This is a genomic window from Natronobacterium gregoryi SP2 (genome assembly GCF_000230715.2).
In the GTDB taxonomy this organism is placed as follows: domain Archaea; phylum Halobacteriota; class Halobacteria; order Halobacteriales; family Natrialbaceae; genus Natronobacterium; species Natronobacterium gregoryi.
Window position 1 is genome coordinate 944,136 of the sequence record NC_019792.1, and the last position, 20,675, is coordinate 964,810.

Here is a 20,675-nt window from a genome sequence, read left to right on the forward strand (position 1 = left end):
ATGAGCGAGTTGGCGATCGTCGAGAGCCGGGCCGACAACGCATCGGTCCACGTCTGCGATCACCTCCGAGAACTGGCCGACTGGACCGAGCGAACGGACGACGAGCGACCCGACGCCGACGGGGGCGGTACCTACTACCGTCTCGACGACGTCGAACTCCGCTCGTTCGAGGACTTCCACCTCGAACTCGAGCGGCCGGTCGACGCCTTCGACTGCGATCCCGACTTGCTCGTTTTCGCCTCCCGGCACTCGGGGGAGACGGGACCGCTCCTGACGGGCCACTTCACTGGTAACTTCGGCCCGGCTGAGTTCGGCGGCGAGGACCACGCCGTCGCCGCAGCCGCGCCGAACGCCCTCGCCGAGCTACTGGGGGCGTTCGACGAGTACGCGCCCGAGGGATACGACGTGGGCATGGAGTGTACCCACCACGGCCCGACCGACGTGGGCTGTCCCTCGCTGTTCGCTGAACTGGGCAGCGACGAGGAACAGTGGGACGACCCCGCGGGTGCCGAAGCCGTCGCCCGAGCAATCCTCGAGTTGCGGGGCGTCGAGCCAACCCGCAAGAAGCAGGTCGTCGGCGTCGGCGGCAACCACTACGTCCCCCGGTTCGAGCGCGTCGTCCGCGAGACATCCTGGGCAGTCGGCCACGTGGCTTCCAAGTGGGCACTCGAGGCGATGGGCCACCCGGACGCCCACCACGAGGTCCTCGACGCCGCGTTCGAGGAGAGCAGCGCCGACATCGCGCTGGTCGACGGCGAGTGGCCCGTGCTCGAGGAGACCCTGTCTGAGCTGGGCTACCGCCTCGTCAGCGAGACCTGGCTCCGCGAAGTCGGTGAGCGACCGCTCGCGGCAGTCGACGCGGTCGAGTCGGAACTGGGCGCGGTCGACGACGGCGTCCGGTTCGGCGAGTGCGAAGCGACGTCCGTCGTAGTACTCGCGTTACCGGCCGAACTCGTCGACACCGCAACGGGGATCGATTCGGGTCGTGTCAGGGACATCGTCGCCTCTCACGCGGTCGCGTTCGCCACCGAGAACAGCGGGAGTCGGGTCGGGGCTCGGATCGCGGTTCCCGAAAGCGACCTCGACGGAGACACTCGACCAGCACCGAAAGCGGCGATCGTCGACGAACTGGCCACGCTCCTCGAGGAGAAGTACGACGCGGTCGAGGTCGGTGAGGACGCCGTCGTCGCCGAACGGACGGGATTCGATCCGGCGCTGGCCAAGGAAGCTGGCGTCCCAGAAGGACCGAAGTTCGGCGCGCTCGCAAACGGCGAGGGAGTCACGGTCGACGGCGACTCTATCTCACCGGAGACGGTTCGAAGGAGACAGACCGATCGGTTCCCGATCGAATAGATACGCGATCTGGTAGTAATTACAGACTAGCGACCCCTCGTGTCGTTCTTTTCAAAACAGAGACATCGTCAGGTAATACGAGGTTACGCAGTCTGACGCGTGGCTGACGTGTAGGGGAAAGGTAATTATGCTCCATCGTTTAGAAGGGCGCAAGAATGGACTCACTCATCGACGACGCCATCGACGAGGCCGAAGACGGGGAGGGACAGATACCCGCACACCCCGCAGACGAGTCGCCCCAGGGCTCGTCGACCGACGACGAGAGCCGCGACAGCGGAACGATGACCGACGACGAACTTGAAGACGTTCTCGAGGACCTCCAGACTGAAATCACAGTCGTCGGCTGTGGCGGTGCCGGCGGGAACACCATCGACCGGATGTACCAGGAGGGTATCCACGGGGCGAAACTCGTCGCCGCGAACACCGACGTCCAGCACTTGGTCGAAATCGAAGCCGACACCAAAATCCTGATGGGTGAAGAGAAGACCGGCGGCCGCGGTGCCGGGTCTCTCCCGCAGGTCGGCGAAGAAGCCGCCCTCGAGAGCCAGGGCGACATCTACGAGGCCATCGACGGCTCGGACATGGTCTTCGTCACCGCCGGACTCGGCGGCGGGACCGGTACTGGCTCCGCACCGGTCGTCGCGAAGGCCGCCCGCGAGGCCGGCGCATTGACGATCGCGATCGTCACGACCCCCTTCACCGCGGAAGGCGAGGTCCGGCGCACCAACGCCGAAGCCGGCCTCGAGCGACTGCGAGACGTTTCCGACACTGTCATCGTCGTTCCCAACGACCGGCTGCTCGATTCGGTCGGGAAGTTGCCGGTCAGACAGGCGTTCAAGGTCAGCGACGAGGTCCTGATGCGGTCGGTCAAAGGGATCACGGAACTTATCACGAAACCCGGCCTCGTCAACCTCGACTTCGCCGACGTCCGGACCGTCATGGAACGTGGTGGCGTCGCGATGATCGGTCTGGGCGAGTCCGACTCGGAGGCAAAGGCCGAAGACTCGGTCAAAACCGCACTCCGTTCGCCGCTGCTGGACGTCGACATCTCCGGTGCCAGTTCTGCACTGGTCAACGTCACCGGCGGCAACGACATGTCCATCGAGGAAGCAGAGGGCGTCGTCGAAGAAATCTACGACCGGATCGACCCCGACGCTCGCATCATCTGGGGGACCTCGATCGACGAGAACCTCGAAGGCAACATGCGGACGATGATCGTCGTCACCGGCGTCCAGTCCCCACAGATCTACGGCCAGCCCGACGGCGAGTCGGTCCAGCCAGAGATGGGGCCGGGACAGGGCGGCAACATCGACATGGTCGACTAACTCCGTCTCGAATCGTCTCACCGATCCGCCCGGAGTCCAGCCTGGGCAGCGTCTCCCTCCCCGTCCGATACTATCTCTATCGTTTCCGCGACGTGGCCGAGACGTCCGAGCAACAGCAGTACGCCGACCGGCAACAGCCACGCTGAACGACCGCGAGGCTACGTCCGACCTCCGTCGCGACGCCCAGCCCGATCGTCGCGTCGATCCGCGACACGAACACCGTCCCGTACCCGAACTCGAGGAGCACGACTGGCTCGAACGACAGTGGCCCGCGACGCTCGAGCGCACGCTCGGCGGCCGTCGCGGTACCCCGTCTGCGAGCGCGTCGCCATCGCCGCTGTTTCCGTCGTAGGAGCCTGAACCGCCGCTCTCGAGCCAGCCGGCAACCGAACCGCCAGTGAGACCACTCCCCGTCTCGAGAGTCGTCTCACCCAGAGAGAGCTACCCGAAGTAACGCATAACGCGGTCGTACGACGCTAACACACGACCGGCATCGACACAGCGGTCAGGAAGAACTCAGTCGTCGGCTGGCGACCCGGTCTCGACGTCGCCACCGGCCTCGGCTGCGACGTCGTCGTCGATGCTCGGCGGGTACTTTCCGCGCTCGAGTTTCAGGTCCGACTGCGGGCGAGCCATACAGGTCAACGCATAGTTTTCGGCCTCTTCGTCGGTGAACGCACGGGCAGCAGGCTGGGTCACCTCACCCTCGACGATCTCGGCCGAACACGCCAGACACATCCCGACGCGACAGGAGTACTCCTGGGCGATACCTTCCTCGAGACAACGGCTGAGGATCGTCTCCTTGTCCGAGCAGGTGATCGTCTCACCCGTTCCAACGAACTCGACGGTGTAGTCGGTCATACGACTGGCTACGATGGAACCTCCCAAAACTCTTTATCACAAATCCGTCCTATCAGGAACGACGAAATATCTACATAAAACGTTTTCTTACCGCGGTATAGACACTGTTGCTATGAGTACGCAGGAACAGTCGGCCGCCGGTACGGCGTCTACGACTCACTCTCCGGACGTCGTCGTCGTCGGTGCCGGCACGGCAGGATGTTACGCCGCAGCGACCGTCGCAGGCGAGGGGTACGACGCCGTCGTGCTCGAGCGCAAGTCCGAAGAGAAGGCAGGCCACATCGCCTGTGGCGACGCCCTGAAAGGAGCAAGCGACTTCCCCGAGGCGATTCCAAAGTCCCAACTCGAGCCCGCGATCACCAACACCGAGGTCGACCACGGCCGGTTCGAGATTCCACAGGAAGACACCGTTCTCGAGATTCCGGTGCCAGGTGAGCTCGCCGTTATCGACCGCTGGGAGTACGGCAAGCGTCTCATCGAGGGGGCAGACGATGCGGGAGCCGAGTTCCACTACGACACCGTCGTCCAGACGGTTACCCAAGACGAGACGGGACAGGTTACCGGCGTCGAAGGGATGCGCGCCGGTGAGCCGGTCAGCTACGAGGCCAACGTCGTCATCGACGCCGCAGGAGCACTCTCTGTCCTACAAGACGAGGTCGACTTCTCCGACTCTACTTTCGACACGAACGTCGACTACAGTCACTTCTGTTCGGCCTACCGCGAGATCGTCCACGTGGACGATCCCGTCGAGTGGTCGGACGCGCTCGTGTTCAAACCGACCGAACGCGCAGCGGGCTATCTCTGGTACTTCCCGCGAACCGAGACCGAGATCAACGCCGGCCTGGGGTTCCAGATGACCGAGGAACCGATGCAACTCGTCGAGGACCTCAAACACGACCTCGAGAACCGCGACGAGTTCGACGACGCCGAGGTCGACGACAAACTCGGTGCTGCCCTGCCCACCCGCCGGCCGTACGATTCGGCGGTCCACCCGGGCTACATGGCCGTCGGCGACGCCGCGGGTCACGTCAATCCCACCACCGGTGGCGGCATCGCCGGCGCAGCCTACGCCGGCAAGTACGCCGCCGAACGAGCGATCGAGGGGCTCGAGACCGGCGATTTCAGCGAGGAAACCTTCTGGGAGTACAACGAACTGGTGATGGACCACTTCGGCGCCCGCTACGCCGCACTCGACGTCTACAACATCCTCTCGACTGCCGTCGACGTCGACGACCTGATGGGACTGCTCGCCGCGATGCCCGGCGACAAACTCGCCGAGGCACTCTATTCGGGCAGCACGGACATCGGCACGAAGCTCAAATTCGAGGCGCTGCTCAAGAGCCGCGGCCACTGGGGGACCATCTGGAACCTCTACCAGACGAAACGGCGCGCGGACGACCTGCTCGAGCACTACGAGAACTACCCCTCGAGTCCCGACGAACTCGAGGCCTGGCAACAGCGGCGCGACGAGTTGATGGACGCGGTCTACGAGACGACCGGCGCCGATCCGAAGTACTAACGACGTAATTTTACTCTTCGGTCTGTTGCGAGCGAGATGATTTCGCCTCGCTCGCGAGGACACTCCTCCTTCCGTTCCGTGACGCTTCGCGTCACTCGGCTCACGGCTTCGCCGTTCGCCTAATCGCGGCGCGTAGCGCCGCGCTTTCGCTCGCGGTCGGTATCGGGTGACCGCCTGCCCTCCCCCGAGTCGCGACGGTCGCCACGAATTGCGGGTCCCTCCTGGCCACGCGTTTCTGGTGTACTAGATTCTCGGATAGATCAAACACGAGCACGAAGCCGTTCGACGCGCTTCTCCGTCGACGGATGCGTTCCGAGGAGCGTTCGGCTGACGAACCGCCGCGTCCGGTCGAAAAACCGGTGTTCTTCCCACGGCGGCGGGACGATCGAGAAGGCTGCCGTCGATCGGTGTTCGCGGAGATCGCTCGAGGGACGAGACACGAGGTCGCGGTCCAGCGTCTCGAGGGCGCTCGCGAGCGCGGCGGGATCGCCGGTGATAACGATAGCGGCCTGGTCAGCCACGTATTCGCGGTATCTGGCGACGAGTGCGACGGCCAGGCGAGTGACCACGGCAATCGGGACCGCGGCGACCGAGACGAACACTCCGATCTGTCCGACGTAGAGGGACGCCGGCTCCGGGGCGTCCTCGAGGAACGGTTCGGCCTTGGCAGCGGGCAGCGAAAGTGCCGTCAGCACGGCTGCATCGCGGTTCACGATGTGGGCGAGTTCGTGGGCGAGTACGGCCTCGAGTTCGCGGTCGGAGAGTCGCTCGACGAGTCCGCGAGAGACCACGATCGACGACGTCGCGGGTCGGTAGCCGACCGATGCGGCGATCGGGGTGCGTGCTTCTCCGAGACGAACGGTCGGGGACGGGACGGTCGTCTGTGCCGCGAGTCGATCGACGCGCTGCTGGAGGTCCTCGACGGTGCTGTCGTCGTCCGACGCCGATTCGCCGCTACGCTCGGCCTCGCACACCCGGGCGCGGTCGGCGAGCGTTCGCTCGACGGTCGCCCCGTCGCGGATCTCGGCGTCGACGACGGCGATCGTGGTCGCGATCACGGTCGCGATTCCGGCGGCGACGGCCACCCGTTCGACCGTGAGGCGTGGGCTCGCCTCGATCGCGGCAGCCCCACCTCCCAGTGTAAGCACCACGAGAAAGAGGATTCCAAGAAGCCTCCCTCCCGCTCTGACGAACGCTCGCAGGAAGTCGTCGGGATGGGTGAGCTGGTAGGCGACCGGCTCTACGGCGTCGGCCATGCCGTCGTGGGCGATTCGACCCGCGATCAGCGGCGACGGGTGCAACCGTCGGTAGGCGACCGCCAGGACGAGCCAGCTGCCGACGAGCAACGCCCCGACGATGGCGAAGACAGCCAGTGAGACGGCGAGCACTGGGAGCAGAATCATCATCATCCCCGCCATCACGGTCGCCATCGCGAACTCGAGGACCAGCAACACGCCGAACGCAAGCGTGGCGACGACAGTTGCGAGCGCTAGCCGACTCCAGAGGCCGAACGTCGTTCGAAGTCGTTGCACGGGAACCACCGGCGGCCGAGCGGAACGCTCGACCACCACTCGACAGCTACTTTCGCGATAACCGACAAATGTGTTGGGGTCCCGACCGCACCATCGAGTCCTCGAGCGGGCCGCAGTTCGGTCGGGGCGACTCGAGGTAGTCGATCAGACGCGAGCCCGCAACTTCGAGATGCGCGTCTCGGTCGGCGGATGCGTGCCGAAGATCCGTCGTGCGACGAACCGTCGTGTGCGGTCGAAAAACCGGTGTTCCTCCCACGGCGGCGGGACGATGGAAAACGCCGCGGCCAGTTCGCCGTTACGGAGATCCGTCCGCGGTCGACGCTCGAGATCGTGATCTACCGTCTCGAGTGCGCTGGCCAGCGCGGCCGCGTCACCAGTGATCGCGACGGCACCCTCGTCGGCCGCGTACTCGCGCCCCCGAGCGACGAACGCGACAGACCAGCGACTGACGGCGCGGACGAGCATCGCGAACGGTTCGGCCACGGGGTTGAAGCCGTAGCGGCCTCGTGAAAGCGTGGCGACGGACCCGGGAACCGACAGCGCCGTCAGCACCGCCGCGTCGCGGTTCGTCACGTGGGCGAGTTCGTGAGCGAGGACGGCCTCGAGTTCTCGCTCGTCCAGAGATGCTACGAGCCCACGCGAGACCACGATCGTCGACGAGGACGGGCGATAGCCGACAGTGAGCGCGGCGGGAGTCTCTCGGTCGACGACCTGCACGTCCGGAACGGGCACGTTTGCCTGTCCTGCGAGCCGGGTGACCGTCGACTCGAGCAGCCGGCGGGTGTCGGAATCTGGTGATTCGTCGTCGGCACGGCCACGTTCGAGTGACTCGAGGTCGAATCGCGACTCGAGGTCCCGGAGGACGGCGATGTCGCCCGTGAACTCGTTGCGGACGGCACCGCCGACGTGACCCCCGACGAGGGCGATGCTCCCAACGACGGCGAGACCGACTGCGAGCGCGTCGACCGAGACGACCGTCGCCGTCCAGCCGACGGCGAGGACGAAAGCGACGGCGAGCGCCGGGACGAGCAGCGTCGGACCGGGAACGCGCTCGAGGCGAGCGAGGAGCCGTCGTGTTTCGTCGGCGACGCCGTACACCCTCTCGGGATCGACCGGCTCTTCCTCGGCGGCCCTCGCGGCGCGTCGCTCGATGACGTCGCGGACCCGATCGACGTGGCCGGGAGCGACCACTGCGGCGACGACCAGCCAGACGAGCGCTGCCGGAACGAGGGCGGCAAAACCGGTCCACCACGCACTGCTGGCGTACGCGACGGTGACCAGTCCGAGCACGATCCAGGCCCCGCCCTCGGTGCGTTCGTCGGTCCCCTCCTCGTTTCGCGACCGGACCCACAGGTAGGCCGTCCAGACGTACGCGATCGTCAGAAGGTAACCGGCTCCAAGCAACACCAGGAACGCGAACACGGGGGTCGGCAGCACCGACGATAGGGAGGGGAGCGCGGCCACTGCCACGACGAGCGACGAAAACACCAGCACGTACGAGCCAAGATCGACGGCCCCCTGTGCGAGTGCGCCTGCGGGGGCTCTACGATCCCGTGCCTCTCGGACCGCTCGAAGCGATACTTCGACGGCAACGACGGAGAACACGGCGACCGCGACGGCGAGACTGGCTGCGACTGGTATCGGGACGACTGTCTCGAGCGCCCCGGTCCCGTACGAGAGCACGCCGAAGATCGGCAGTCCGACGAGCAAGAGAGCCACGGAAACGACCAAAATCGACAGGAACAGACCGAGAACTGCCGCAACCGTCATCCGGAGCCAGAGACCGATCTGGGTTCGACTCGGGGCCACGAGTCGATCACCGCCGGACCGGGACCGCAACCGTCGTTCGACCGGCAGCGATTGGGGCTGGACGCATAGCTCCCTGTACGTTGGAGACGATCCGACATAAACGTTGGCTCGGAGACAGGTGCGTCGTTACGGTCGCTCGCAGGCGATCCGTTCGATCGCGCTGGCGAGCGTCTCCACACCGTGGCCGATACTCGGTTCGTCGACGTCGAAGGTCGCGGTGTGGTGGCCGCCCGGATGGTCCGTGCCGACGCCGACATAACACGCCAGCCCACCGTTCTGTTGAACTTCGCGCATCAGGAACGTCGCGTCCTCGCTCCCGCCGAGTTCGTCACGCTCGAGGACGTTCTCGACTCCCTCGACCTCGCCGGCGACTTCCTCGACGACATCGGCGATCTCCTGGTCGCTGGTGGCGCTCGGAGCCTGTGCGCCGAGTTCGACCTCGACCTCGCAGTCGTGCATCTCCGCAGCAGACTCGACCACGCGCTCGGCGTTGTCGACCATGTACTCCATCAGTTCCGTCGTCTCGCCACGCACCTCGGCCATGATCGAGGCGGACTCCGGGATGACGTTCGCGGCGCTACCACCCTCGACGATCCCCGCGTTGATCCGCGTCGGGCCGTCGCTGTTTCGCGGAATCGCATAGAGGTTCTGGACCGCCGTCGCCATCGCCTGGACGGCGTTACGTCCCTGTTCGGGGCGGCCGCCAGCGTGGGCTGGCTCGCCCGTAAACTCCGCCTCGAGGTGCGAGACCGCGAGGAAGCCGTCGACACCGGCGACGATCTCGCCGGTCGGGTGGTCGAGTCCGATGTGAGTCGCGAGCAGGTAGTCGACGTCAACGAGGTGTTCGCTTTTCGCCATCGACTTGCCGCCGCCGATAACCTCCTCTGCGGGCTGGAAGAACACCTTCAGCGTCCCCTCGAAGTCACTCTCTGTGATCGCCTCGAGAACGCCGACGCCGATCGTCGCGTGGGCGTCGTGACCGCAGGCGTGCATCGCTCCCTCGTGTTCGGAGCGAAAGCCCTCGGCTACCGGCTCGTGGTCCGGATCGTCGCTCTCCTGGCGGGGGAGCCCGTCGATGTCGACGCGCAGACCGACGGTCGGTCCGTCGCCTTTCTCGAGGACGGCGACGGCACCCGTGTAGCCGCCCTCGAGGGACTCGAGGACGTCCTCGTCGACCCCAGTCTCTCTGGCACGCTCGAAGGCGTGGGTGAGTTCGGCGTCGTCGGGGACGGCGAGCCGATGGTCGGTCGCGATCGCGTCCGGTCCGACGTGGAGTTCGTCGAGGGCGTCCCCGAACCTGGAGTCGAGTTCCTCGACGAGACGGGCCGTCGTGTAGAATTCTCGCCAGGCGGGCTCTGGTCGTCGGTGCAGGTCACGTCGCAGTTCGACGAGGTCGTCTGCGGTCATGGCCCGTACTGGGTAACGATGCTAAAAAGTGCTATCGGAGGCGGAAACTCGGATCGGAGCAGTCACCGACACTTCGAGGACGGCCGTAACCGCTGGAGGTCGTTCGTCGGTGCCGTCACGCCGAGCTATGAGAACGGTTTACTGTCGTCAACTACCGCCGACCGCAGACACCGTTCTGGCGGTCGGCAGTAACTAGTGGCGGGCCAAGCCTGAACTGATGGGTCGAATCTGGCGGTGTCGCTCGATTCGACCCGTCAGTCGACGGTTGGGACGGTACTAGTTACAGCAATCCGTCTGAGTCGGTCAGTTACCACGACCGGCGCTGTGGATCTGTTCCACCTTGGCTTCGATGTGAACCGAGTCCGGGAAATTCTGTTCGGCGATGTTGCGCGCGAGATTGTCGTGGCCGTGAATCTCGAGTTCGCGGGTGAAGACAGTGTAATTCCAAGAAGAGAAGTGTCGGTCGTCGTCGGCGTGTAGCCGACACCGCTGTGGGACCGAGATGTCGGTCGGCGGATGGGAGTGTGGTCCTTTCAGTTCCGCGCCTTTCCGTTCGGCGGTCGTTTTGATGTCGTCGACGATACCGTCGAGAGCGGCGCGGTCGCCGCTCTGGAGCGTGAGACGGGTGACAAAGGTCATAGCTGGGTTAGCACAACGTCAACGGCCGGCGGGTAAAAGCCTGCTGAGATCGACCTGCCTCGAGATTGGGGTGGGTGTTCGTTTAACGAACAGTCCGATATTCTCTTAACGTCGGGGCTAGTACTGCAGTTAATGGCAGTCGAAGCTACGAGCGCAGGCGCGATCCTCTTCCGCGACACGCGGGGCCGGCGCGAGTATCTTCTACTCAAGAGCCGCCCAGGCGACTGGGAGTTTCCCAAGGGCGGTGTCGAAGGAGATGAAGAGCTACAACAGACGGCGATCCGCGAAGTAAAGGAAGAGGCAGGTATCGAAGAGTTCCGGCTACTCGACGGCTTTCGCGAAGACTACAACTACGTCTTCGAGGCGAACGGCAAGACGATCCACAAGACCGTTCACCTCTTCATCGCGAAATCCTACGAGGCCAGTGCAGAACTCTCTAACGAACATCGCGACCTACAGTGGCGCGATTACGAACAGGCAGTAAACACCGTCACCCAGGACGGTCCACGCGAAATTCTCGAGCAGGCCCACGAGTTCCTCGACGAGCGCGAAGAGGACGAAGAGTAGTCGTCTACTCTGCCCTGTCGATTCGAAGCGACGCCCAGTCGCGACAGTACCTTTTTGCAACTCCGCTGGCATAGCGAAGCCAGACGAACCGATGCTCGACGACGCTCCGTCGTACCCGTTCCGTGGCCCGTGGCTCGAGCGGACGGCTCGTGGCAGCCTGCTCGTCCTTGGCAGCGTCCTACTCGCTCCCGCCGTCTTGCTCGCCGGCTACTGCATCCGCGTCCTCGAGGCGACGTTCGAAGGGCGCGAGGAACCGCCACCGCTCGAGGGGTGGCGCGACCTCTCGAGACGAGGCGTCGGGGCCGTAGCGATCGGGTGTTGCTATCTCGTCGGTCCGCTCGTCGTGGGCGCAGTCGCGGGAGTCGCGCTCGGCAGCGTCGGCTACTACGCTCTCGGTGTGCTCGCACCGCTGGTGACGAGCGAAGCCGCGATCTGGGGGGTCAGCCTCGTCGCGGCGGCGATCGCGGCGCTGCTCGCGCTCGTGTTCGTCGCGGTCACGCTAGTGATCTACTACCTCCTGCCGGCCGCACTCGCGGTCTACGCACGGACCGGGACCGTCCGCGCCGCGTTCGATCGCTCGACTCTCCAGGGGATCGCCCTGAGCGGCCGCTACTTCCTCTCGATGGCGGTCCTCCAGTTGCTCCCGCTGGTGGTCCCGGTCGTCGCCGTCGTCTGTCTGCTCACGGTGGTCGGCACCGTCGTCCTGCCGGCGATCCCCTTCGTCGCCGTACTCGTCAGTTTCCGGCTGGTCGGCGTCGCCGTCGCGGACGCGAGCGGGCGCGTGGTCGACAACCACGAGAGAGTTCCCGAACGCGTCCCCGCGGACTGATCGATCCCTTTTCTTCGCGTCGCTTCCAATGACAGCCGTGAGCCGGTACACCGCCGAATTCGGGTTCGAGCTACGAACCTGCTGGTGGGCGGAACGGGAGTGGCCGCCCGAAGAGACGACGGAGTCGACCGTCTTCGTCGCCCGACAGCTCGGCACCGGACGCCGGCGCTGGGACACGATCGTCCTCGAGTGCGACCCCGACGCCCTCCGCCAGCGCGCGACGTTCGGTCCGGATCGACTCGACGGCGACCTCCTGCACGTCGTCCGAAACGCGCCCGCGGAGTGGACCTACTACCGCGACGCCCTCCCGGACCCGGGCTACCCGTGGCGCTACGTCCGCGAATCGATCCACCGCGCCGACGACCGCGGGATTCTCGAGACGCACAAGGAGGGCAACCGCATCCAGATTCGTCGCAAGTGGCCCTATCCCGACTGGCTCGAGCGGATCGTCGCCATCGAGAACAAGCCCGACCTCGACCGGTCTGCGGCCCGGCGACTCGGGACACAACTCGAGTACGACGTCGCAATCGGGCTGGCCGACGAGGTCTGGGTCGCGACCCGGACGACAGGTGAGTCGGTCGAACCCGTCCTGCTCGAGGACCTGCCGGTCGAGGCGGGCGTGCTGGCGTTCGATCCCGAGACGCTCGAGACCGAGGTCGCCTGGTACCCTCGCACGCTCGCGGTCGAGGAGCCGGGAACGCGCATCCTCGAGCGACCTGACGGTGGCTCTCGCGATGGGTCGGCAGCACGCTTCGAGTACGTCGATCCCGAGTGGAAGGCAGAACGACGGCTCGCGATCGCCGAACGCGCCTACGAACGGGGCTGGCGATCGTTCGCCGACACGATGCGGCCCGATTGTCGACACTTCCAGCTTCGCGAACAAGACGGGCAGTTACTCCCTTACTGCGGGGCGAAGGACCACCAGCCGACCGCACGCGAGTGTTCCGGCGACTGTCCCGACTACGAGCCCGAACCACCCGCGTGGCGGACGAAGGGGTGGCCGATCGAGGGTGGGCCCGGAAAGCGATTCAAAAAGCTGCTCGCGGATCGTCGACGGCGACGGCGGCCAGGTCTGGATTCGACGAGCGGCTGATCCTCGTTACGTGTGATTTCGTGCCTGTTGGAACTCCGCTCGAGTCACCGTGTACCGATGGTGGTCTTCGACGTCGTCGCCGATCGGCGTCCAGTTGCGCAAACAGCCCTCGTATTGTCCGCCGACGCGCTCGATGAACTTCTCGAGTGCACGCTGGGAGCGTTCGTTCCCATCCTCGTATCCAATCGCGACGACCTCGAGGTCGAGGCGTTCGAACGCGAGTTCGGTCAGCGCCGTTGCACACTCGCCCGCGTAGCCGTTCCCCCAGTACGGCTTGCCGAGGATGAACCCGATCCGACCCGTGCGTCGCGGCCACTCGAGGAACAGCCCAGTGTAACCCGCGAGTTCGCCGTCCGCCGTGTAGACGGCGTACTGTGCGGCCTCGTGGTCGCTCCACTTCGACTCCGCCTCGGTCAACTGCTCGTGGGCTTCCTTCACCGTCGCGTACGGCTCCTGTGGAACGTACTCGAACACGTCCGCGACGTCCTCGCGCGACTCGGCGAAAAGGTCGTACAGTTCGAAAACGTCGACGTGATCGCGACCGAACTGCTGCAGGACGAGCGAGTCGGTCTCGAGCGTGTCGGTAAACATACCGAGTAGTATCGATCGAACGACACAAATAGCTATCTGCGCCGTGACAAACGTCGATGAGAGAATCACCGACGACTCTCGAGGCCGTCGACGGCCGACCTGACCCCGTTACTCCGTCGATTGCGCTACGGTTCCGGGTCCGTCCTCGAGTGTAGCGGTGACGTCCTCGAGTGAGACGTATCGCGTGTCACCGTCTCGCGACTCGAGTTCGACCTCGCCGGTTTCCCGGAACCGATTTCCAAGAATCACCTTCCAGGGAACCCCCAGCAGGTCGCTCTCGGCGAACCGCTCGCCGATCGTCGCCTCGCGGTCGTCGAACAGGAGCACGTCGCCCTCGAGGGACTCGTACAGTCGATCGGCCACCTCGCGGAGGTCGCCGTCGTACTCGAGGGGAACGATCGAGACGTCGAAGGGAGCGACGGTGCCGACAGCGGTATCGGGCCAGCGACAGCCGTCCGCGTCGCCGTGCTGTTCGACGAGGGTGTGGACGAGCCGTTCGATTCCGATGCCGTAGCTCCCCATCACCACGTCGCGTTCGCCGCCGTCGGCCGTGTCGACGGTGAAGCCCATGGGCTCGGAGTACCGCGTCCCGAGTTCGAAGACGTGGCCGATCTCGATCCCCTCGCCGGCCTCGAGTCGCTCGCCGCAGTCGGGGCAGGCGTCGCCGGCCGACAGGTCGCTTCGGGGCGACTCGTCGGTGACGCCGAACCGACAGTCCGCCGCGGAACACCGGCGCAGGGCGACGGTCCCCTCGTCGGCGACTGCGACGAACTCCTCCGAACTCGAGCCCCCCATGACGCTGTTGTCGGCCCTGGTGACGGCGAACTCGAGTTCGAGCGCGTCGAAGATCCGGACGTAGGCCTCCCGAACCCGGTCGTAATACTCCGACAGCGAGTCGCGTCTCGCGTGGAGGCTGTAGGCGTCTTTCATCGTGAACTCCTTCGTCCGGACGAGGCCGTTTCGCGCGTGGTCGTCCCGGTACTTCGACTCGACCTGGTACAGCAGGAGAGGCAGGTCGTCGTAGGAGCGAACGACGCCGTCGACGAGGTGTGCGACGCCTTCCTCGTGGGAGGGAGACAGACACATCCGTTTCCCGTCGCGGTTCTCGAGGGTAAACATCTCGCCCTCGAAGCTCTCCCAGCGGCCGCTCCGTCGCCAGATCCCGCTGTCGTTCAGCGAGGGGAGACTGATTCGCTGGCCGCCGATGGCGTCCATCTCTCGCTGGACGACGGCGACTACGTTCTCGCGGACGCGCTGGCCTGTGGGCGTGAAGCCGTAGCGTCCGCTGCCGAACTGCCGGACCAGTCCGGCCCGTAACGTCCGTGCGACGGTCTCGTTCTCGTGACCGTCGGCCTCGCGGCTCGTGAACAGGAGCGTCTCGCTACGCCGCATCGCGATCACCCCCGTTGCGAGCGGCGGTGCAGGCGTCGTTGCTTCGATGGCCGCGGCCACAGCCGTCGCTGTGGGATTTTGCGACCAGGCGATCGACTACTCGAGTAGAACCAGTGCTGTCGTTACGATCGTCGCGGAACCCAGCCGTGGGCCGCGCCGGACCCACGGTTGCTGAGTCGTGCAGTTCGAGACATGCAACTCGAGTGTCGGAATCCGAAGATAAATAGATTGGGGAGTGTAGGGTCAGTCGGTGACGTCGACCTCGAGGTCCTCGCGCTCGACTGCCAGTCGGAACGTGGGAACGGTGCGGTACTCTACCTCGACGACGTCCTTTCGCCGGAGTCGCTGGAGGCCGGAGCGGACGTCCTCGGCCTCTAAGTCGTCACCGTAGTCGTAGGCCTCCCGCAGCGAGTGCAGGACCGAAACGACGCTCTCGGACTCCTCGTCGGGGCCGGCGAGCACCTCGACGATGCGGGCCTGCAGTTCTGGGACGCGGATGCGCGACGGCGCACCCTCTTCGTCGGGGTCGCTCTCGATTCCTGGCTCGACGTCGACGAGGTCGGCTGCCTCGGCCGTCGCGCGAATCAGGCTGTTGTCGTCCCGAAAGTAGTAGTCGCCGAGTTCGTTCTCTAAGTACTGATGGACCTCGCTACCGCTTTCCATCCCCCATCGTTCCTGTAGGTCGGCGTTTTTCGTCGGCTGTAGTTCCACCACGTCCGCCAGCCGTTCCGTGGCCTCGTCCGAAAGCGTCATCGTCGAAGCGTATGGGGAACCGATACTTTTGCGTTGTGTCCCGTCGCCTGTGCGGAGTGTGTCGGAAAGCCCCGGGCGTTAGTCGTGAGTCTAAGCCTATTGCAGCGTATATTCAAGACCAGTCGCCGTTAATCTTGGCGCGGTTTCATCAATGGCGACCCGCGACGGCTTCGCAATCGGCGGGTCTGGGACGCTGTCAGCCACCTGATGTACCCACTGCCGGACTGCGTGATGGGATCGTTCTACACCGACCAAGCGAAGAATTGCTCGTGACTCTCGAAGTAAACAACCGGTTGCATGGAGACGGACGCCGAACACCCCGACGGATGTCGCCGTCCGCTCGCGCTCCCAAGAACCATCAAATTCCGCCGCGTGGAACTCGCTGAGCGGTCTGCAAGCGTCATGACCAAACTAGCCCTACGACCTGCTCGCTTCTCAAACTGCCCTAACTAAACACCACCTCCACACGACATGTTTAAATTATGGTATGCTTCAGTCAATCGGTCTGGAAACCACTCGAGTCTCGATTCCCGACTCCGTCCTATCGAAATCCGGTCCGGTGATACGTTTCAGCAGTCGTCGTGCTGACGGGGCGTGACGGCACCGAGAGAGCTAGTTCGACTCGTGCGGCAATGGTCGGCGAGTACGGCCCCACGGACAGTACGAAGCGATGAGTGACGAGGACGCGTCTAGTCAGCACAGACTACACATGTACATCGAGAGTCTTTGTCAGTGCCAATATATTTTATTATGGAGTCGCTCGAACTCTTAGACGAGGGGGAGCAAAATGGGGGTGCTCAAGTGTCTGCAGAGAAATCGAGGGAGAGAACTGTACGAGTGCCGAAACTGCGGCGAAAAATTTGCAGACGGGGTCGACGAATGTCCTCACTGCAACTGGCAGGATATTGCTCGTTACGAATTCTGAGGTTCTAGGCCGACGGCTGGGCTAGTGCTCGTACCCAGAGTCCTCGTTTTCGGTGTACCTGACGACGAAATATGCGATCACGAGTCCGATGAGGAGAATGCCGAATCCGCTAGCAGCGGTGAGTGCATCGGTGGCCGTATCGAACTCGTCAATTCGAAAACTAATTATTTCACGGGAGATTGCAATGATCGCGGCACCGATCACGATTTGGACGACCGGCTCGTCACGAGCATACGCAATCAGCGTCCGATGAACCTCAACAATAATCAACAACAAGAGTACTGTGTCCAGAAGCTCGACTACGGCAACCGGGTCAGTAAATTCACCACTCGTGATAAGCGTCCACAGCCCGAGCAACAAATCGAACACTCCAATGAGAAACAAGATGAGAGTAAAGTATGCAGTTGTCAGCACGAGCCACCGCATTGCAGTTATCGAGGGACCAGTGACCCGTGGCAGATCTATATCCAACGCCACACTCTCTGATAGGCCACTATCTGCATAAATATAACCCCCTTGTCCTCGAAGAGATAGTATCGACTGCCGGGCAGTTTCCCCCGAAGGCACGCGGACGCTGGTCTACGCAAAGTCGAGTCGCGACTCAGTTGCCGTTCGGCGACGCAACACGCGGTACGGAACTGACTCGGTATCGATCTTGACGTTAGTCATCACCGACGACCGGCACCGGTGCGGTGGTCTCGAGCGTCTCCTCGACTTGGGTGTAGACGAGGATCGCACCAACTGCAGCGACGACGGTCCCGAAGAGAAACGGCACCGCGAACCCGTAGCCGATCAGCGCACCGGAAGAAAGTGGTCCGATGGCGATTCCAAAGCCAAAGGCCATCGTCAGCACGGAGAGCTTCGAACCGGATTCGCCCTCACCAGCGAGGTCACCAGCAAGTGCGAGCGAGGGTGCAAACACCATCGCACCGGCAACTCCCTGGACCAACCGTGCGAGAAACATCGTCTCCGAGGTAGGGACGAACCCCTGAGCGAGCGTCGAGGGAATCAAAAGCACCATCCCGCCGACGATGAACGGGCGGCGACCATAGCGGTCGCAGGCCCGTCCGATCGGCGTCTGCAACAGGATCTGGGCGACGACGAATCCCGCGAACTGCAGGCCAAACCAGGTCGCCCCCTGGCCGAGTCGCTCGTTGACCTGGGGCTGGATCGTCGCAAACAGCGCGATCGCAGTCGCCATGAACAGCGAGGCGACGCCGAGCGTGAAGATCGGATCGAACAGGTTCGACCCCGATCGATCGAAGACGTCGATCGAGAGGTCTGCACCCGCGTTGGCTCGAGTCGACTCGGGGTCGGTGATCAGCACGGTTACCAGCAGGTAGCTGAGCGTAGCCGCCGCAGTCGCGACGTAGAACGCGGCGTCGTAGCCTGTTACCGTCGCCCCACCCGGCAGCGTATAGGGGCCGAGGTTGACAACCGCGCCAGCCGCAACCGGACCCGCACCGAACCCGATGAGTCGGAACGTGTTGTAGACGCCCATGTTCCCGCCGCGGTTGCCCGTTGTCGCGAGTTCGTTGACCAGCGCGACCGACGCCGGGATGATGAACGCGACGCTAATTCCCTGCAACCCACGGATGACGACGAGATGGGTGTACGTCTCTGCGAACACGTACGTCAGGTTCGTGACCGCCAGCCCCGCAAGACCGATCAGGATAAACCGTCTTCGCTGCCCGAACCGATCCGAGAGACGGCCCGTCAGCGGCTGGAAACTACTGTTGAGAAACCCGAACAACGAGAGGATGACTCCGATGATCATCGCCTCCTCGAGTCCGAACGTCGCGCCGCCGATGATGTCGCTGCCGACGTACAGCGGGATGACGACGATCAGAAACGAGTTGCCGATCCCGTCGGCCATCCGTGCAAACGCGAGCGCGAGCACTCGTCGGTCGACGGCGAACAACGCGAGAACTCTCTCGAGGAGGGTTCGTACTGGCACTCGTGAGAAGCCAGTGTTGGCGACGCCGTTATAGTTTCGAATCGAAGTACTCTGGAAGCACCCTTGGAGCACTCCCGAATCACCAGACTATTCGTCTTTAGATAAGATCCACACCTCGGTTGTGTAGCGGTAACGAGCGTCTCTTGTAACACTGGCCGTTGCTGGTGGATCTTCTGTGCGTCGTCGATCAGTCGGTCGAGCAGCGGTGGCGGCGAGTAGCCGAGATGTTCGCCAAGTTCGTGGAGGATGAGCTGGGCGTGCGACCGAAAGGTCGCCGCCCAGCGTTCCGGCGGGAACACGATCTCGTCGTCCACCTGTTCGGTGACCAGATCGAGCAATTCACGACTCACGAGCAGTGACAGCAACGCCGCGTACAGCAGAATTTCGACAACATGCTTCTTCGTCGTGTCGAACTCGTCCAATTCGTATTGCGTCTTCAACTCACGGAATAGCAACTCCACCTCCCACCGACACCGATAGATCGTCCCTAGATCCGACGGCAAGAACTCGTCTCTCGGGAGATTCGTGATGTACAGGTGGTAGTCGTCGGCGTCCTCTTTCCGGACGCCGACGACGCGAAACCGCTTCGTATGGCGTGACTGCGTTCCGCCGTACGGTCTTCGGTCGAACTCGGCTTCGACTTCCACGTCGATGTACTCGCGGTGCAGATCATCCACAACATCGTGGATCTGCTCACCTTCCAAGGGAATGGCGCGGCCGCGCCATTCCCGTGATTCCTCCGTTACGACCGGATTTGCGCTCTCTTTCAGCCGACTCACGAAGTAGCCGTCGTTCTCATCGATCAACGCGAAGCGGCGGTACTTGAGGTAGGCTCGGTCGAACAGAACGAGCCGATCTTCGAGCCACGATCCTGTGTGAAACAACGTGCTGTCGTGCGTTTTCTCGTCAGTCACGTCGAGCCATTCTATCGTCTGGTCGGTGGCATTATGGAGCAGGTGGAGCTTCGCTCCAGCCTGCTCCTCCTTGCGAGCTTCGTACTCATCGGCAAGGAACTCGTGCAACCGCAGGACGGTTCCATCAGCAATCATCACGTCCTTGAATCGGTCGATATCGGCGTCAACAGTGTCAGGGACAGCGACCTCGTCGAGGCCACGCTCGACGAGGTCGCGGAAGTACTCTGCGGGAGACGGCGTCAACCGGTGATAGAAGCCGCCGGGAGAGATCGTCTCATCAGCTGTCGAGTTGTAGCTGCGTCTGAAGCCAGCGAGTGTTCGGCTTTCGCCTGCGGCGAAGCCGAACACGAATGCCCAGACGAAGGCAGGGATCTGGAGCTTGCGGTCACGTTCGACCACGCCGAGTTCCTCGGCGTGCTCTTCGAGGAACTCAGAGGGAAACAGTGTAGTGAGCCGACGCATAATCCGAGATGAGGAGGCATTGGTGGACACAGCCGTTGCCTCCTCATTCCTCTCGAAAAGATGTCTCGATAAGCCGCTGCTGTCACGTGGTTCTTCGCTTAGCTAAAGACGGATAATCGTTGCAGTTGGTGCTATAGCCGGAACTTCCCCCTCACTCGTTGTGAAGTGTCAAGCGCCGGTTCGAGTTGGAAGGTGGCCTCGACGGGTCCGAGCAGTGATACGGAAGGCTGTACCGATATACCGGCGCGACCGCAGGAGCGCGCGGTCGCCCCGGAACTGACTGACAGCAAACCGTATGAGACGGCAAACGGGTGGCTTAAGACCCTCGACGGTCGTAGCCAGCACAACGATGGAATTTTGCGACGAATGCGGTTCGATGATGAAGGCCGACGACGGGCGCTGGGAATGCGGTAGCTGTGGTTATACGGAACCGAAAGGCGACGCCGACCAGTACGTGGTCACGGATAGTCAGGAAGCCAGCGAGATCATCGAATCTTCCGAGGAGACATCGTTGCCCGAGACCGACGCTCACTGTCCCGAGTGTGGACACGACCGTGCCTACTGGTACATGCAACAGATCCGCGCAGCCGACGAGTCCGAGACGCGTTTCTTCATCTGCTCCGAGTGCGAACACAAGTGGCGCGAAGACGACAACTAGAACCGAACTTTTGCGCTGCGTGCGGTCGCTTCGCGACCGCACTCGGCAAAACTTCGATGAAAAGCACTCCTCCCTCCGTTCCGAGCGCT

General features: G+C 63.6%; 18 protein-coding genes and 2 pseudogenes. 7 read left to right on the forward strand and 13 right to left on the reverse strand.

The window, feature by feature from the left end:
• Window positions 1–1,353, forward strand: a complete 1,353-nt coding sequence (locus NATGR_RS04620; protein ID WP_005581151.1) for a D-aminoacyl-tRNA deacylase — start codon at window positions 1–3, stop codon at window positions 1,351–1,353.
• A 155-nt stretch (window positions 1,354–1,508) separates the two neighbouring features.
• Window positions 1,509–2,678: a cell division protein FtsZ gene (ftsZ, locus tag NATGR_RS04625; RefSeq protein ID WP_005581150.1), complete on the forward strand. Its 1,170-nt coding sequence runs from the start codon at window positions 1,509–1,511 to the stop codon at window positions 2,676–2,678.
• Between the two features lie 76 nt (window positions 2,679–2,754).
• On the opposite strand, the gene NATGR_RS19255 is transcribed toward ftsZ, so the two are convergent.
• The gene (locus NATGR_RS19255) at window positions 2,755–2,925 is read right to left on the reverse strand and encodes a hypothetical protein (protein ID WP_155897273.1); all 171 of its coding nucleotides are present in this window, start codon (window positions 2,923–2,925) and stop codon (window positions 2,755–2,757) included.
• Window positions 2,926–3,194: 269 nt separating this feature from the next.
• Window positions 3,195–3,539, reverse strand: coding sequence for a 2Fe-2S iron-sulfur cluster-binding protein (locus tag NATGR_RS04630; RefSeq protein WP_005581149.1), 345 nt, complete (start codon window positions 3,537–3,539; stop codon window positions 3,195–3,197).
• 112 nt (window positions 3,540–3,651) lie between these two features.
• Here NATGR_RS04630 and NATGR_RS04635 point away from each other — a divergent pair, with 112 nt between their 5' ends.
• Window positions 3,652–5,058 (forward strand): geranylgeranyl reductase family protein, encoded by a 1,407-nt coding sequence (locus NATGR_RS04635; RefSeq protein ID WP_005581148.1) that lies wholly within the window; start codon window positions 3,652–3,654, stop codon window positions 5,056–5,058.
• 260 nt (window positions 5,059–5,318) lie between these two features.
• Here the strand turns inward: NATGR_RS04635 and NATGR_RS04640 are convergent, their stop codons facing one another.
• The 4 genes from NATGR_RS04640 to NATGR_RS04655 all read right to left on the reverse strand — a co-directional run bounded on the left by NATGR_RS04640 (window position 5,319) and on the right by NATGR_RS04655 (window position 10,445).
• Window positions 5,319–6,590, reverse strand: coding sequence for a M48 family metallopeptidase (locus NATGR_RS04640; protein WP_074929754.1), 1,272 nt, complete (start codon window positions 6,588–6,590; stop codon window positions 5,319–5,321).
• Between the two features lie 144 nt (window positions 6,591–6,734).
• Complete coding sequence (locus NATGR_RS04645; RefSeq protein ID WP_015233333.1) at window positions 6,735–8,360, reverse strand: M48 family metallopeptidase; 1,626 nt, start codon at window positions 8,358–8,360, stop codon at window positions 6,735–6,737.
• 165 nt (window positions 8,361–8,525) lie between these two features.
• Window positions 8,526–9,806, reverse strand: coding sequence for an amidohydrolase (locus NATGR_RS04650; protein WP_005581144.1), 1,281 nt, complete (start codon window positions 9,804–9,806; stop codon window positions 8,526–8,528).
• A gap of 303 nt (window positions 9,807–10,109) precedes the next feature.
• Window positions 10,110–10,445 (reverse strand): uS10/mL48 family ribosomal protein, encoded by a 336-nt coding sequence (locus tag NATGR_RS04655; RefSeq protein ID WP_005581142.1) that lies wholly within the window; start codon window positions 10,443–10,445, stop codon window positions 10,110–10,112.
• Between the two features lie 132 nt (window positions 10,446–10,577).
• On the opposite strand from NATGR_RS04655, the gene NATGR_RS04660 reads away from it, so the two are divergent.
• The 3 genes from NATGR_RS04660 (at window position 10,578) to NATGR_RS04670 (ending at window position 12,934) form a co-directional block, all read left to right on the forward strand.
• Window positions 10,578–11,012 (forward strand): bis(5'-nucleosyl)-tetraphosphatase, encoded by a 435-nt coding sequence (locus NATGR_RS04660; protein ID WP_005581139.1) that lies wholly within the window; start codon window positions 10,578–10,580, stop codon window positions 11,010–11,012.
• A 91-nt stretch (window positions 11,013–11,103) separates the two neighbouring features.
• Window positions 11,104–11,841 carry a DUF4013 domain-containing protein gene (locus NATGR_RS04665; RefSeq protein WP_015233334.1) on the forward strand — a complete coding sequence of 246 codons (738 nt, stop codon included), beginning with the start codon at window positions 11,104–11,106 and terminating at the stop codon, window positions 11,839–11,841.
• Window positions 11,842–11,869: 28 nt separating this feature from the next.
• On the forward strand, window positions 11,870–12,934 hold the full coding sequence (locus NATGR_RS04670; protein WP_005581137.1) for a DUF5787 family protein: 1,065 nt from the start codon (window positions 11,870–11,872) through the stop codon (window positions 12,932–12,934).
• Window positions 12,935–12,940: 6 nt separating this feature from the next.
• Here NATGR_RS04670 and NATGR_RS04675 read toward each other — a convergent pair whose 3' ends face one another.
• The 7 genes and pseudogenes from NATGR_RS04675 to NATGR_RS04700 all read right to left on the reverse strand — a co-directional run.
• Window positions 12,941–13,525: a GNAT family N-acetyltransferase gene (locus NATGR_RS04675; protein ID WP_005581135.1), complete on the reverse strand. Its 585-nt coding sequence runs from the start codon at window positions 13,523–13,525 to the stop codon at window positions 12,941–12,943.
• Between the two features lie 108 nt (window positions 13,526–13,633).
• Window positions 13,634–14,917, reverse strand: a complete 1,284-nt coding sequence (locus NATGR_RS04680; protein WP_049887845.1) for an aminoacyl--tRNA ligase-related protein — start codon at window positions 14,915–14,917, stop codon at window positions 13,634–13,636.
• Window positions 14,918–15,160: 243 nt separating this feature from the next.
• The gene (locus NATGR_RS04685) at window positions 15,161–15,670 is read right to left on the reverse strand and encodes a DUF5797 family protein (RefSeq protein ID WP_005581131.1); all 510 of its coding nucleotides are present in this window, start codon (window positions 15,668–15,670) and stop codon (window positions 15,161–15,163) included.
• A 115-nt stretch (window positions 15,671–15,785) separates the two neighbouring features.
• A pseudogene (locus NATGR_RS18735) lies at window positions 15,786–16,074 on the reverse strand (IS6 family transposase); the annotation flags it as partial.
• Between the two features lie 542 nt (window positions 16,075–16,616).
• Window positions 16,617–17,066, reverse strand: coding sequence for a phosphate-starvation-inducible PsiE family protein (locus NATGR_RS04690; RefSeq protein ID WP_394295393.1), 450 nt, complete (start codon window positions 17,064–17,066; stop codon window positions 16,617–16,619).
• Between the two features lie 190 nt (window positions 17,067–17,256).
• Window positions 17,257–18,552, reverse strand: coding sequence for an MFS transporter (locus NATGR_RS04695; protein ID WP_049887767.1), 1,296 nt, complete (start codon window positions 18,550–18,552; stop codon window positions 17,257–17,259).
• A gap of 104 nt (window positions 18,553–18,656) precedes the next feature.
• Window positions 18,657–19,928: pseudogene (locus NATGR_RS04700) on the reverse strand (IS4 family transposase); the annotation flags it as partial.
• 349 nt (window positions 19,929–20,277) lie between these two features.
• On the opposite strand from NATGR_RS04700, the gene NATGR_RS04705 reads away from it, so the two are divergent.
• Window positions 20,278–20,586: a transcription factor S gene (locus NATGR_RS04705; protein WP_005581721.1), complete on the forward strand. Its 309-nt coding sequence runs from the start codon at window positions 20,278–20,280 to the stop codon at window positions 20,584–20,586.
• Window positions 20,587–20,675: the final 89 nt, after the last annotated feature.

Excerpts from the sequence above, each read along its gene's own strand:
- NATGR_RS04620 (WP_005581151.1), top strand. The coding sequence starts at position 1 with ATGAGCGAGTTGGCGATCGTCGAGAGCCGGGCCGACAACGCATCGGTC.
- ftsZ (WP_005581150.1), top strand. The coding sequence starts at position 1,509 with ATGGACTCACTCATCGACGACGCCATCGACGAGGCCGAAGACGGGGAG.
- NATGR_RS04630 (WP_005581149.1), bottom strand. The coding sequence starts at position 3,539 with ATGACCGACTACACCGTCGAGTTCGTTGGAACGGGTGAGACGATCACC.
- NATGR_RS04635 (WP_005581148.1), top strand. The coding sequence starts at position 3,652 with ATGAGTACGCAGGAACAGTCGGCCGCCGGTACGGCGTCTACGACTCAC.
- NATGR_RS04645 (WP_015233333.1), bottom strand. The coding sequence starts at position 8,360 with ATGACGGTTGCGGCAGTTCTCGGTCTGTTCCTGTCGATTTTGGTCGTT.
- NATGR_RS04650 (WP_005581144.1), bottom strand. The coding sequence starts at position 9,806 with ATGACCGCAGACGACCTCGTCGAACTGCGACGTGACCTGCACCGACGA.
- NATGR_RS04655 (WP_005581142.1), bottom strand. The coding sequence starts at position 10,445 with ATGACCTTTGTCACCCGTCTCACGCTCCAGAGCGGCGACCGCGCCGCT.
- NATGR_RS04660 (WP_005581139.1), top strand. The coding sequence starts at position 10,578 with ATGGCAGTCGAAGCTACGAGCGCAGGCGCGATCCTCTTCCGCGACACG.
- NATGR_RS04665 (WP_015233334.1), top strand. The coding sequence starts at position 11,104 with ATGCTCGACGACGCTCCGTCGTACCCGTTCCGTGGCCCGTGGCTCGAG.
- NATGR_RS04670 (WP_005581137.1), top strand. The coding sequence starts at position 11,870 with ATGACAGCCGTGAGCCGGTACACCGCCGAATTCGGGTTCGAGCTACGA.
- NATGR_RS04675 (WP_005581135.1), bottom strand. The coding sequence starts at position 13,525 with ATGTTTACCGACACGCTCGAGACCGACTCGCTCGTCCTGCAGCAGTTC.
- NATGR_RS04680 (WP_049887845.1), bottom strand. The coding sequence starts at position 14,917 with ATGCGGCGTAGCGAGACGCTCCTGTTCACGAGCCGCGAGGCCGACGGT.
- NATGR_RS04685 (WP_005581131.1), bottom strand. The coding sequence starts at position 15,670 with ATGACGCTTTCGGACGAGGCCACGGAACGGCTGGCGGACGTGGTGGAA.
- NATGR_RS04705 (WP_005581721.1), top strand. The coding sequence starts at position 20,278 with ATGGAATTTTGCGACGAATGCGGTTCGATGATGAAGGCCGACGACGGG.